Annotated in this window: 15 protein-coding genes; all 15 read right to left on the bottom strand. The window is 43.2% G+C overall.

What is annotated here, in order from left to right:
* Positions 1 to 498, bottom strand: coding sequence for an NADH-quinone oxidoreductase subunit J family protein (locus tag MUCPA_RS15360; RefSeq protein WP_008507589.1), 498 nt, complete (start codon positions 496 to 498; stop codon positions 1 to 3).
* Between the two features lie 60 nt (positions 499 to 558).
* Positions 559 to 1,056, bottom strand: coding sequence for a NuoI/complex I 23 kDa subunit family protein (locus MUCPA_RS15365; RefSeq protein WP_008507590.1), 498 nt, complete (start codon positions 1,054 to 1,056; stop codon positions 559 to 561).
* A gap of 3 nt (positions 1,057 to 1,059) precedes the next feature.
* Entirely contained in the window at positions 1,060 to 2,130 is a 1,071-nt protein-coding gene (gene nuoH, locus MUCPA_RS15370) for an NADH-quinone oxidoreductase subunit NuoH (protein ID WP_008507592.1), read from the bottom strand.
* On the bottom strand, positions 2,130 to 3,128 hold the full coding sequence (locus MUCPA_RS15375) for a 2Fe-2S iron-sulfur cluster-binding protein (RefSeq protein WP_008507593.1): 999 nt from the start codon (positions 3,126 to 3,128) through the stop codon (positions 2,130 to 2,132). The genes nuoH and MUCPA_RS15375 overlap by 1 nt, the downstream gene beginning before the upstream one ends.
* Positions 3,129 to 3,254: 126 nt before the next feature.
* Positions 3,255 to 4,616, bottom strand: a complete 1,362-nt coding sequence (nuoF, locus tag MUCPA_RS15380) for an NADH-quinone oxidoreductase subunit NuoF (RefSeq protein WP_008507595.1) — start codon at positions 4,614 to 4,616, stop codon at positions 3,255 to 3,257.
* 15 nt (positions 4,617 to 4,631) lie between these two features.
* Entirely contained in the window at positions 4,632 to 5,156 is a 525-nt protein-coding gene (locus tag MUCPA_RS15385) for an NADH-quinone oxidoreductase subunit NuoE family protein (RefSeq protein ID WP_008507597.1), read from the bottom strand.
* Complete coding sequence (locus MUCPA_RS15390; RefSeq protein ID WP_008507598.1) at positions 5,149 to 6,360, bottom strand: NADH-quinone oxidoreductase subunit D; 1,212 nt, start codon at positions 6,358 to 6,360, stop codon at positions 5,149 to 5,151. The genes MUCPA_RS15385 and MUCPA_RS15390 overlap by 8 nt, the downstream gene beginning before the upstream one ends.
* Before the next feature lie 16 nt (positions 6,361 to 6,376).
* On the bottom strand, positions 6,377 to 6,874 hold the full coding sequence (locus MUCPA_RS15395; protein WP_008507600.1) for an NADH-quinone oxidoreductase subunit C: 498 nt from the start codon (positions 6,872 to 6,874) through the stop codon (positions 6,377 to 6,379).
* A complete protein-coding gene (locus MUCPA_RS15400; protein WP_008507601.1) occupies positions 6,874 to 7,416 on the bottom strand; it encodes an NADH-quinone oxidoreductase subunit B in 543 nt (180 codons plus the stop codon). The genes MUCPA_RS15395 and MUCPA_RS15400 overlap by 1 nt, the downstream gene beginning before the upstream one ends.
* A 112-nt stretch (positions 7,417 to 7,528) precedes the next feature.
* Complete coding sequence (locus MUCPA_RS15405; protein WP_008507603.1) at positions 7,529 to 7,900, bottom strand: NADH-quinone oxidoreductase subunit A; 372 nt, start codon at positions 7,898 to 7,900, stop codon at positions 7,529 to 7,531.
* Positions 7,901 to 7,958: 58 nt separating this feature from the next.
* On the bottom strand, positions 7,959 to 9,668 hold the full coding sequence (locus MUCPA_RS15410) for a tetratricopeptide repeat protein (RefSeq protein ID WP_008507605.1): 1,710 nt from the start codon (positions 9,666 to 9,668) through the stop codon (positions 7,959 to 7,961).
* A 26-nt stretch (positions 9,669 to 9,694) separates the two neighbouring features.
* Positions 9,695 to 10,609: a PstS family phosphate ABC transporter substrate-binding protein gene (locus tag MUCPA_RS15415; RefSeq protein ID WP_008507606.1), complete on the bottom strand. Its 915-nt coding sequence runs from the start codon at positions 10,607 to 10,609 to the stop codon at positions 9,695 to 9,697.
* On the bottom strand, positions 10,599 to 10,826 hold the full coding sequence (locus MUCPA_RS38285; protein ID WP_008507607.1) for a hypothetical protein: 228 nt from the start codon (positions 10,824 to 10,826) through the stop codon (positions 10,599 to 10,601). The genes MUCPA_RS15415 and MUCPA_RS38285 overlap by 11 nt, the downstream gene beginning before the upstream one ends.
* A gap of 8 nt (positions 10,827 to 10,834) precedes the next feature.
* On the bottom strand, positions 10,835 to 11,665 hold the full coding sequence (locus MUCPA_RS15425; protein WP_008507608.1) for an energy transducer TonB: 831 nt from the start codon (positions 11,663 to 11,665) through the stop codon (positions 10,835 to 10,837).
* A 49-nt stretch (positions 11,666 to 11,714) separates the two neighbouring features.
* Entirely contained in the window at positions 11,715 to 12,254 is a 540-nt protein-coding gene (locus MUCPA_RS15430; protein WP_008507609.1) for an ExbD/TolR family protein, read from the bottom strand.
* Positions 12,255 to 12,257 lie beyond the last annotated feature (3 nt).

Raw genomic sequence — 12,257 nt, forward strand, 5'->3', positions numbered from 1 at the left:
TCACACGTTTGATTTATCTTTAGTTGCCAATAATACCGCGCCTACCATAGCCGAGAAGAGCAACAGCGAGGATACTTCAAAAGGCAGTAAAAACTCGTTGAACAATACTTTACCCAGATTTTTTACCAAACCTAAATTGTCGTTAGTGAGCGCTACAACGCTTGACGGGTGCACTACCTTAAACGATGCTGCCAGGGTGATTAACAAGCAGCCGCCACCAATAATAGCGGCAAATTTAACCATGCTTGTTTTTACCGGCTCCGAATCCTCATTCAGGTTGAGCAGCATCAGCACAAACAGGAACAGCACCATAATGGCGCCCATGTAAACAATAAAGTTTACGATAGCCAAAAACTGCGCATTCAGTAAAATGTAGTGGATGGTGAACGTAAAAAACGTTAAAATCAAATACAGTACACTGTGAACCGGATTTTTTGAAAAAATAACCAGTAGTGCAAACAGGATGGACAAAAATGCTACAAAGTAAAATAAACTCATTTTATAATTACAAAAATACCTTTGTCCTTTTTTAAGGATGGGCAAAGGTATAAAACTTCCTTATTGATTTAATGGCGCCTCTACCAATTTGTCTTTACCGTAAATAAAATCCTTCCGCAGGTAATTGGATGGTACGATATCTCCGTCAAGATAAATGGCTTCTTTAGGGCAGGCTTCTTCGCACAAGCCGCAGAAAATACAACGCAGCATGTTAATTTCGTAAACAGCCGCGTATTTTTCTTCCCTGTATAGTTTTTCTTCGCCTTTTTGGCGTTCAGCCGCTATCATGGTAATGGCTTCTGCCGGGCATGATAAGGCACACAAACCACAGGCTGTGCAACGTTCGCGCCCTTCTTCGTCGCGCTTCAGCGAATGCATACCGCGAAAGTTTTCAGAGAACTCCCTTTTTTCGTCGGGGTAACTGATGGTAACCGGTTTCCTGAAAAAGTGCTTGCCCGTAATGCGCAAGCCGCTCAGTATGGCAGGAAGATAAGCGCGCTCCCAAAAGTTGAGCGGCTTTACTTCTAATACTTTCCGTTTATTGGTTAATGACTCCATTTTTTAATATCCAAAATGTGTTAAAATAGTACTACCGATGCCAGTTAATACAATGTTGGCTATAGCTAAAGGGATCAGGATCTTCCATCCCAAATCCATTAATTGGTCATAGCGGAAACGCGGGATAGTCCAGCGTACCCACATAAAAAAGAAGATGAAAAATATAATTTTACCAAACAGTACCGCAACACCTATCAGCGCGGCTATGTTAGCGCCAAAGCTACTGCTCGCTAAATCCATAAAAGGATAGTTGTAGCCGCCGAAGTATAAGGTTGACATTACCGCAGATGATACGAACATGTTGATATACTCGGCAAACAGGTAAAAACCCAGTTTCATGGATGAGTACTCGGTATGGTAACCACCAACCAGTTCGGTTTCACACTCCGGTAAATCAAAAGGGGTACGGTTGGTTTCCGCGAAAGCGCAAACAATAAATAATAAGAAGCCCAAAGGCTGTTTAAAAAAGTTCCAGCTAAAATAACCGTCCTTCCAGAAGCCGTGTTGCTGCTCGGTAATTTCTTTAAGGCTTAAAGTACCGGTAATCATCAGCAGCGCTATGATGGATAAGCCCATTGCAATTTCGTAGCTGATATTTTGTGAAGCCGCGCGGATAGCACCCAATAACGAATATTTATTGTTAGATGCCCAGCCACCTATCATTACACCGTAAACTCCGAGGGATACTACGCCAAAAATGTACAGTACACCAACGTTAATATCGGTTACCTGTAAATCCATAACCACGCTACCTATCGTGATTTGCTGCCCCCAGGGGATAACAGCCGAGCCGATACAAGCAGTTAATATAGCCAGTGATGGCCCTACAATAAATAAGAAAGGGTTTGACCGGGTTGGGATGATCTCTTCCTTCATAAACATTTTGGCGCCATCTGCCAAGGGCTGCAGTATACCAAACGGGCCTGCGCGGTTAGGGCCAACGCGGTCCTGGAAAAAAGCCGCCACTTTACGCTCCGCATAAGTGGAGTACATGGCAACTACCAGGCTGATAGCGAAGATGATTCCTACCAATATAAATTTTTGTCCTACAAATCCAATTACAGCTAATTCCATTACAAGCGGGTATTACGTTCAAATTGTTCCTGATTCGCCTCAATCAACACCGGGTTGTTTTTAACCACCGGCAGCGGGTGCAGTGTATCATAATGATTTGAGCTGATCACTGACTGATGCGAGATTTTGCGCGGGCCTTCAATCACCCAATCAGCGGTTTTCTTTTTATCAAAGCGGCAGGTATTGCAAATAAACTCTTCCACCTCGCCATAAACATCTTTGCGGGCAGTTACCCTTAAAACATCTTCTCCTTTATACCAAAGGGTTACTTTGCCATTGCATTTTTCGTGATCACAATCGCGGTGAGCATCAACGGGTTTGGTAAACCAAACGCGGTTTTTAAAGCGGAAGGTTTTATCCGTTAAGGCACCCACAGGGCAAACATCAATTACGTTTCCAGAGAAATCGTTATCAACAGCGGCCTGGATATAGGTAGATATTTCAGAGTGATCGCCCCGGTTTAAAATACCATGGATACGATGGTCGGTAATCTGGTCGGCAGTAAAAACACAACGGTAGCATAAAATGCAACGCGTCATGTGCAGCTGGATCTTGTCGCCAATGTCTATTTTATCAAAAGTACGGCGGTCAAACTCGTAACGTGTTTTAGCGGCACCGTGCTCAAAGCCCAGATCCTGTAAATGACATTCACCGGCCTGATCGCAAATGGGGCAATCCAAGGGGTGATTGATCAACAACATCTCCACAATACCCTTACGCGCCTCAATAACTTCGGGCGAAGTGATATTCTGTACTTCCATACCATCCATTACTGTAGTGCGGCATGATGCTACCAGCTTGGGCATAGGGCGCGGATCTTTTTCAGATCCTTTGCTTACCTTAACCAAACAAGTACGGCATTTACCTCCGCTTCCTTCCAGTTTGGAATAATAGCACATCGCAGGCGGAACAATATCGCCCCCAATTAGCCTTGCGGCATTCAGGATGGTGGTTCCCGGTTCTACATCTACGCTAATTCCGTCTATTGTAACTTTCATAAAGCCCCTTCTAAATCTCTCCCAGTAAGAGAGACTTTTTGATTTTTATTTTTATCAGGTTCTAATCAATCATATCATTTAAAGCCTTGCATTAGCCCTCCCTACTGGGGAGGATGCTGCTTGAGCTTATGCTACAGGCTCTGGTTTTGGTATTGGATCAGCATAATGTGCCAGGCCAAAATTCCTTGTTGTTGCCTCGGCGGCATGGGTTACATGCCACTCAAATTCGTCACGGAAGTGACGGATCGCACTGGCCACCGGCCATGCAGCCGCGTCGCCAAGCGGGCAAATGGTATTACCTTCAATCTTTTTAGATACGTCAACCAAAAGGTCCATATCGCTCATTTTGCCATGGCCATATTCCAGGCGGTGCAAAACCTTCTCCATCCAGCCGGTACCCTCACGGCAAGGCGAACATTGTCCGCAGCTTTCGTGGTGATAAAAACGGGTAAAGTTCCAGGTGTTACGAACGATGCATTGATCCTCATCAAAAACAATAAAACCTCCTGAACCCATCATCGTACCGGTAGCAAAACCGCCATCGGATAAGGATTCATAGCTCATTAAGCGGGCTTCCTGGTTAATGGTTTTAGTAACCAGGTTAGCCGGTAAAATTGGTACCGACGAACCACCTGCCACCAAAGCCTTAAAGCGTTTGCCATTGGCCATGCCGCCGCAATATTCATCAGAGTACAAAAACTCTTCTACCGGAACCCCTAATTCAATTTCGTAGATGCCCGGGTTTTTGATATTACCCGACGCTGAGATCAGTTTAGTACCTGTGCTTCTGCCAATACCTATCTTAGCATATTCTTCGCCACCATCGTTAATGATAGGAACAACAGCTGCTATGGATTCCACATTGTTAACAACCGTTGGGCAGCCATATAAACCTGCAATAGCCGGAAATGGTGGCTTGATCCTCGGGTTACCGCGTTTACCTTCGAGCGATTCCAATAAAGCAGTTTCTTCGCCGCAGATATAGGCTCCGCCTCCGGGCTGAACGTAAAGCTCCAGATCGTAACCGGTACCCAATATGTTTTTTCCTAAAAATCCTTTATTTTTTGCTTCCGCGATGGCTTTTTCCAGGATCCTGATCTGCGGCATCATTTCGCCGCGAACGTAGATATAGGATACCTTAGCGCCCAAAGCATAGCTGGCCACAATCATCCCCTCAATTAACAAGTGGGGGATATAGGTCATCAGGAAACGATCCTTAAAAGTGCCGGGTTCAGATTCGTCAGCATTGCAAACCAGGTAACGGGCAACACCTTCAGGCTTGGCCAAAAAGCTCCATTTCATCCCCGTAGGGAAACCTGCACCGCCACGGCCACGCAAGCCCGACTTTTTAACCTCTTCAACCACCTCATCGGGGGTTAACGTTTTCAAAGCCTTTTCAACAGCGGCATACCCGCCTTTTGAGCGGTAAACATCAAATGTATTGATGCCGGGTACGTTGATGTGTTCTAATAGTAATTTACGAGCCATGTTTCAATCAGTCAATTAGTTTTTAGATTGAGCCGTTAAATCTGCCACTAATTTATCCACCTTTTCGGGTGTTAAATTTTCATAGAAAGTATATTCAGGACCTATTTGTAAAACAGGGGCAAAGCCGCAAGCTGCAAGGCATTCCACCCCGCGCCAGCTAAACAAACCATCCGGAGTTACTTCGCCTTCTTTTACACCTAATTTCTGTTCAATATAATCCATTATCTTTTCGGCACCAACCAGGCAGCAAGGGCCCGTGCGGCAAACCTCTAAAAGATATTTCCCTTGCGGGCGAAGCAGGTACATGCTGTAAAAGCTCGCTACTTCGTAAACTTCAATGTGTTGTATGCCCAGGTATTCGGCCACCTTATCCATTGCAACCGGACTAACCCAGCCAAATTCGGCTTGCACCAAATGCAATATCGGCAGTAAGCCCGATTTTTGTTTTCCTTCCGGATAACGGCTTACCACATCATTAAATTTAGCGATCAAATCTTCAGAAAACTCAACCGAAGTTTGTGTGTCTTCAACTCTAAGCATCTAATTCCCCGGCTATAACGTTTAAACTACTCATGTTAATAATCGCATCAGAAAGCACCATTCCCCTGCTCATCGGCGCATACATCTGGTAATTGATGAAGCTCGGCCTGCGGAAGTGTAAACGGTAAGGCGAGCGGCCACCATCATTCACCAGATAAAAGCCTAACTCACCGTTAGCGCCTTCAACCGCGTGATAAACTTCGGTTTTAGGGGTATCTATTTCGCCCATCACAATTTTAAAGTGATAGATCAGGGCTTCCATATTATTGTAAACTTCTTCTTTGGGAGGCAGATAAAACTCAGGCACATCAGCATGGAAGATAGATGAATCTTCTTTTTCCAACTTGGCCATCGCTTGCTCTATCATGCGCAGGCTTTGCCACATTTCTTCGTTACGCACCAAAAAGCGGCTGTAAACATCGCCATTGGTACCAACGGGCACTTCAAAATCAAAGTCTTCGTATGAGCTATAGGGCTCCTGGGCACGCACATCATAATCAATACCCGCAGCACGTAAAATCGGCCCACTCCAGCTGTAGCTCAAAGCCTCTTCGGCTGTAACCGCCGCTACTCCTTTAGTACGGTCAACAAAGATGCGGTTACGGTTAAATAACGATTCGAACTCCCTTAATACCGGTGGAAACTCTTTTAAAAATTTCTTGATTTTATTGAAGGCGATATCGTTAAAGTTACGTTCAAAACCACCAATACGGCCAATGTTGGTAGTTAAGCGCGAACCGCAAATTTCTTCGTAAATCTCATAAACCGCTTCGCGATACTGCATCATGTACAGGAAACCTGTAAACGCACCGGTATCAACACCCAATACGCCGTTACACACGATGTGATCGGTTATACGGGCGAGCTCCATGATGATGACACGCATATAATCAACCCTTTTAGGCATTTCGATGCCTAACATTTTTTCAACCGTCATGTGCCAACCCATGTTGTTGATGGGGGATGAGCAATAGTTAAGCCTGTCGGTTAATGGGGTGATCTGATAAAATGGCCTGTGTTCGGCAATTTTTTCAAACGCGCGATGAATATATCCAATGGTAGATACACCGCTCACAATCCTTTCGCCATCCAGTTGCAATACATTTTGGAATACACCATGCGTTGCGGGGTGGGTTGGCCCGAGGTTTAAAGTCGAGAGCTCACTCTGTGGGTCGTTGTCTGTTAATAAAAGATGATTTTGCATTCTTTACTGAATATATTTATCTTCCGAAGAAGTAATCTTTTTTATCAATTCGGTTAGGATCTTCCAACGGATATTCTTTCCGCATCGGGAATGCCGTCATATCGTCGACATTTAAAATACGGCGCAGATCCGGGTGGCCGTCAAATATAATTCCGAAGAAATCATAGGTTTCTCTCTCCATCCAGTTAGCGCCGTTCCATAGGTTAGTAGCTGTTGGGATATGTACATCATCTACAGCCAAAAAAACCTTGATACGTACACGGATACCGTTTACCAAGCTATGCAAATGGTAGATCACACCGAATGGTTTTTCTAATTCGGGGTAGTGGATGGCTGTAATATCGGTGAGATGAATAAACTGCAGCTCGGTTTTTAAATAAGTTAAAACCTCAATTAACTGCTCACGCCCGGTTTCAAAAGTTAGTAAGCCATAAGGCTCGGTAACCGATTTAACCTGGTCATCAAATTTAGAAGATAGTTTTTGAAGAAGCTCTTCGTTTGATAATTTACCCATTATTGGATTCCGTATTTAGCTAATAATTCCTGGTATTTAGGGTCTTCGCGCCTGCGTCCCGATTCGGTTTGCACCAACTTCTGAATGTTCATAAAGCCATCTATAATAGCTTCGGGGCGGGGAGGGCATCCGGGCACGTATACGTCAACCGGGATAATCTCGTCAATACCCTGCAAAACAGAATATGTATCAAAGATACCGCCACTGGATGCACAAGCGCCAACAGCCATTACCCAACGTGGTTCGGCCATTTGCAAATATACCTGGCGTAGTACTGGTGCCATTTTTTTTGCTATGGTGCCCATTACCATCAACAGATCTGCCTGGCGTGGCGAGAAGCTTAAACGCTCGGCGCCAAATCTGGATAAATCGTAATGTGAACCCATGGTAGCCATAAATTCAATACCACAGCAAGATGTAGCGAATGGTAAAGGCCACAATGAATACGAACGCGCTAAACCTACGGCTTTATCAAGCGATGTGGCAAAGAAACCTGAGCCTTCAACGCCCGGTGGGGCTTCAACAATTTGAATATCACTCATATCGTTCAGAAACAAAAACTCATCCTTAAGTTAGGATGAGTACAAAATTAAAATATTTATGCTTTCAATAGTGTTTTTTTCACACTATCGCCGGTATTTGGAATCAATCTAATTAGTCCCAGTCCAGTGCCTTTTTTTTCAGGATGTAGATAAAGCCCAACAGCAATGTTCCCATAAAAATAAACATTTCCATCATGCCGTCGGTACCAAGGTCCTTAAAATTAACGGCCCATGGGTACATAAAAATTACCTCAACGTCAAACAGTACAAAAAGGATAGCCACCAAAAAGTACTTGATAGATATTGGCGTGCGCGCGTTCCCAATTACCTCGATACCCGACTCAAAGGTGGAAAGCTTATCGCTCGTAACACGTTTGGGACCAAGCTTATGGGTAGCAAACATGGTTATCACAACAAAACCAATAGCCACAATCATCTGAAATATGATAGGCAAAAAATTAACGGGCAAACTATGTAATTCCATGGCTCAAATATAGAATGAAGATGTTAAATAAAAAAGGCCTCGTGATGAGGCCTTTTCATTATTTTCCCTTACCGGCACCGCCGCCTTTACGGCTAAAGTAACCTTGTACTTGTTTGTTAGTTGGATCAAGCTCCTTGGCTTTGCCCCAATTTTCGGCTGCCTTGGCTTCGTCCTTGGCTACAAACTCGTAATAATAACCTAAATACGCGTACGCGCCCACCAACGATTTTTTTGTTGGCTCATCTGTTGGGTTTTTAGGTGCTACCAAATTGATGTATTCTTCATAAAATGGCTTGGCATACCCCTTATAATTATTTTGCCTGTCGGTTTCACGAGCATCCGCTACATAAGCCCTAAGCAAGGTAATAGAAGGGATAGGTGCTGCAACTTTATGGTTAACATAACTAAAGGCAGTATCAGCCTTGGTTAACAAACTGGTATCGGCCTTAACGTTGGTTTTAGCAAAGTTTTCTTCCTGGGCACCATAAGCGTAAAAATAGCTGCGTCCTAAGTTAACATAGTCGCTTAATTTATGAGCTCTTGATTTTTTGATATAAGTATCGTAGGCATCCGCAGCTTCAATAAATTTTTGTTTAGAGTACAACGAAGCAGCAATTTCACCATACAAATCAACTTGTGTTGTATCTAACTCTAAAGCTTTACGCAAAGAACGGATACCTAATGAATCCTGACCGGTTTTTAATTGCAAACGGCCCAGGTACAAGTAATCACGTGGGATGATCCGTTTAGGGTCGGCCTCTTTCATAAAGGTATTTATAGCGGTTAACCCGGCGGCATAATTACCGTTTTCGTAAGCTGCGTAGGCCTGGTACCTGTATACCCTTAAATTTGATTTAGCTCTATCACCCTGTGCTAAAGCAGTTGCTTCAGCTTCCAGTCCTTTATAATCACCGGCCTGGATCAGGAAGTCGGCATAACGCATACGCGATTCCGGAGACCTGTCAGTAAGATCCAGGTATTTTTTGTAATAGTCGGCGCCCTCTTTAATTTTTGCTGAAGCTACTTTCGGGTCGGATTTAGCCTGCTGAAGATCACTCTCCGCTAACTCGCGATAGGCAGGGCCAAAATTAGGATCTTTAGTTAACGCATCCTGAAACTGCTTGGTAGCATCCTCATAGTTATTGGCTTGTTTCCATACCACGCCTATATTAACCGGGATTACCGGCGAATTGGGATCAAGCGAAGTTGCCTGATTGTAATTTACGTAAGCATTGCTGTTATCACTTTGAGAACGGTAAGCATCGCCCAGGGTTACAAATAACTCAGGATCTTTAGCTCCGTTGCCCACTGTTTTAGCTTTCTCTAATATAGCGATAGCCTCTTTGCTCATGTATGGCTTAATCAGATAGGCCTTTGCTACATAAATATATGGCTTATCATCTTTACCGGCAGCGGCAATAGCACGGTCGAAATTGGCTTTAGCCGAAGCTTCGTTTTTATCGATGCGATCAACAGTACCCAGGCCAACCATGTTTAAGGCTGATTTAGGATTTACAGCAAGCCCTTTATTAAAGGTTAACTTTGCCGAATCAGCATAATCTTGTTTAAGATACACCAAACCCAGATAAAAATAGTTTTCGTCCTTGCTTGACTGTGTTACCGTCAAGTTTTTTAACATTGATTTAGCCTTTTGATATTGTTCGGCGTCAATGGCTTTTTTAGCGTCTGCAAGACTTTGCGCAAAAACCGATGAACCCATAAATATCAGGCCTAAGACAGAGGCAGATGCTTTATTTATTACTTTCATGGTTGTTTTTATAGTTACTATTTTTGTTATTTACTGAAACTTACTTCGCGGGTAGGTATCGAATCCGGCAACAGGCCAGATCTCAATACAATGCGTTGCCCACGCTCACTCACTAAAAATGATGCAAATCCTGTGCCTAAACCTGCATGTGCCGTACTATTTATAATATACAAGCCACGCACCAAAGGATACTCTCTCATTGCCAATGTGTTTTGCGAGGGTTTAAAGTAGGTTTGGGGATTAGCTTTATTACTTTCATCCTTTACTCCAACTATCTTCACCTTATTCACCAACGCCGCATAATCTTTATCAGGTTCCAAAAGCCACGAGTAGCTGATGAAACCGATGGCGTTAGGATGCTCCCCCACGTATTTTATAACTTCAATATTCGACTTTAATGCAAATATATTCTTCTGATCGAGTTTACTATTGCCTGAAAACTCTTTTAAATAGCGCAACAAGCTGGATTTTGCGTTATCAAAAACAATATTTTTATCTGTGTTTGTTTTACCATTCAACATGTCCTTAATGACATTGACAGACGTTAGTGTATCCGGCGACGATTGGTTAACGATTAAAGTTACCGCATCGTGTGCAAAACAATTTATTTCCGGCAATAATACTTTTTTCTTGAGAAGCTCCAACTCCTGGCTCGTCAAATTTCTGGCCAATATAGCAACCCGCACGCTGTCGTTTAAAAACATTCTTAACGCATCGTTCTCTGTTTTGTAAATGATCTGAGGGTGCGCCTCTTTAAATAAAGCTTTAAATACATACATCTCCTGGTCAATAATAGGAGAGAAGGATTCATCGGCTACAAAGCTTGCTGATCCTGTTTTATAGGTATCATCATACCCATATTTATCGTTTTTTTGATGGCAGGCCATTAATGCCCCCATTAAAAAAAAGCCCGAAAACAGCAGCACTAAACTATTCTTCATCTGGTTCTTTTTTCAATAATCTTGAAAAACGGACAATTGAATAAATTATAATTACACCACCAAAAATCCATCTTTGATACTGGGGCATATCCAGCGGGAGCTTGGCCCAAAATATGATCATCAAGCCCAATACCAAAAAACATACAAAAGCGGCAGCGCCTAAAATAAGCAGAAATCGCCTGTTGAGCGATTTCTGCTTTTTATTATTCTGTAACATGTTTGTTATTACTCAGCTAAACTAAAGTTAACCGGAACTGTGTATTGTACACGTACTGGTTTACCGTTTTGAATACCTGGTGTCCAGTGAGGCGAAATTTTCAAAACCCTCAATGCTTCTTCACCTAAGCCACTGCCCGGATCACGAAGAATTTTCAAGTCTGTTAAACTACCGTCACGCTCAACAACAAACTGGATAAATACTCTACCTGTAACATTGTTCTCTTTCGCGATAGCGGGATAACGAATGTGATCACGTAAAAATTTACCAAATTTTTCCTCTCCACCAGGGAAAGAAGGGTTAATCTCTACGGCATTGAAAATTTTGTCTCCATCACCAGCAGACTCTGTAACCGCGGTAATATCTGCATTACCTACCGGCTCATCAATCCTGATCTGCGCATTCGGGTCACCCTTTTGTTCCTTTTGTCCAGGATCGGCTACTTCCAATTGCTTTTCGGTAGGTGGATCTTTTTCGTGTACCTCTGCATCCGGTTTTACAATCGGAGGCGGGAAACGCACCTGGTCAACCTTAGGCTTTGCAGGTTCCTTCGGTGGTGGCGGTGGTGGTTTTGTTTGATCAATGGGGGGTGGTGGCATCAGCACCACGTCGGTTATCTTGACCTTTTCATCGGCCTTGGGAATAAAGCCCTTGATCATGTTAATAATGGTTGGTAAACCAAGTACAAAAACGAATGCTAATGTAGCTATAATCAAAGCCCTATTGGTTGTTTTAGGGTTCTGCTTTCTTAGCTCATAGGCGCCGTATGCCTGGTTCCTGCCTTTAAAAACAACGTCAAGCCATTCCGGATTAAAAATATCTAATTTTGATCCTAACATCTCTTATGCTTTTGGCGTTATATTTAACGTTTAATTAATTATTTTATTACTATTGATAAAGCCCTTGCTTTTTAAGTTCCTCAACTTCCACTGGCATGATATCAACGATAGCATGTTCCTGGATGTTGGTGATATTCAGTTCGTCTAAAGCTGCTACCAAATTAGCATAGTTTGATTTGTCACTCGGTTTGATCAAAACGATCATTTCCTTGCCGCCCGACTCCTTTTTTACCTTATCATAGTTATCAAGCAAAGCTTTGCGTAAGCCCTCTTTACCAAAATTATCAACAGTAGGGGCCGATTTTCCAGGCTCTCCCATATACCATTCCAATTTGTTGTTTGAACCTAACAAAACCGTCATGGTTCTTGAAGCCGGTACAGGCAATTGGTCATGCTGCTCCGTTTTATCGGGCATCGCCAACTCCATTGCTTTAGGCTTTAAGAGCGTAGTTGTCAAAATGAAGAAGGTGATCAGCAAAAAGGCCAAATCAACCATTGGTGTCATATCAACACGGGTTGAAGCTTTTTTCGACCTTACCTTCTTGCCACCTTTATGTTTCCCCCCGCCGGAGGTGTCTAATTCTGCCATCTT

It is taken from the genome of Mucilaginibacter paludis DSM 18603 (genome assembly GCF_000166195.2).
Lineage (GTDB): Bacteria > Bacteroidota > Bacteroidia > Sphingobacteriales > Sphingobacteriaceae > Mucilaginibacter > Mucilaginibacter paludis.

Coding starts and splice junctions, on each gene's coding strand:
- MUCPA_RS15430 (WP_008507609.1), bottom strand. CDS start 12,254: ATGGCAGAATTAGACACCTCCGGCGGGGGGAAACATAAAGGTGGCAAG.
- MUCPA_RS38285 (WP_008507607.1), bottom strand. CDS start 10,826: ATGTTACAGAATAATAAAAAGCAGAAATCGCTCAACAGGCGATTTCTG.
- MUCPA_RS15415 (WP_008507606.1), bottom strand. CDS start 10,609: ATGAAGAATAGTTTAGTGCTGCTGTTTTCGGGCTTTTTTTTAATGGGG.
- MUCPA_RS15400 (WP_008507601.1), bottom strand. CDS start 7,416: ATGAGTGATATTCAAATTGTTGAAGCCCCACCGGGCGTTGAAGGCTCA.
- nuoF (WP_008507595.1), bottom strand. CDS start 4,616: ATGGCTCGTAAATTACTATTAGAACACATCAACGTACCCGGCATCAAT.
- MUCPA_RS15405 (WP_008507603.1), bottom strand. CDS start 7,900: ATGGAATTACATAGTTTGCCCGTTAATTTTTTGCCTATCATATTTCAG.
- MUCPA_RS15390 (WP_008507598.1), bottom strand. CDS start 6,360: ATGCAAAATCATCTTTTATTAACAGACAACGACCCACAGAGTGAGCTC.
- MUCPA_RS15365 (WP_008507590.1), bottom strand. CDS start 1,056: ATGGAGTCATTAACCAATAAACGGAAAGTATTAGAAGTAAAGCCGCTC.
- MUCPA_RS15385 (WP_008507597.1), bottom strand. CDS start 5,156: ATGCTTAGAGTTGAAGACACACAAACTTCGGTTGAGTTTTCTGAAGAT.
- MUCPA_RS15410 (WP_008507605.1), bottom strand. CDS start 9,668: ATGAAAGTAATAAATAAAGCATCTGCCTCTGTCTTAGGCCTGATATTT.
- MUCPA_RS15425 (WP_008507608.1), bottom strand. CDS start 11,665: ATGTTAGGATCAAAATTAGATATTTTTAATCCGGAATGGCTTGACGTT.
- MUCPA_RS15375 (WP_008507593.1), bottom strand. CDS start 3,128: ATGAAAGTTACAATAGACGGAATTAGCGTAGATGTAGAACCGGGAACC.
- MUCPA_RS15360 (WP_008507589.1), bottom strand. CDS start 498: ATGAGTTTATTTTACTTTGTAGCATTTTTGTCCATCCTGTTTGCACTA.
- MUCPA_RS15395 (WP_008507600.1), bottom strand. CDS start 6,874: ATGGGTAAATTATCAAACGAAGAGCTTCTTCAAAAACTATCTTCTAAA.
- nuoH (WP_008507592.1), bottom strand. CDS start 2,130: ATGGAATTAGCTGTAATTGGATTTGTAGGACAAAAATTTATATTGGTA.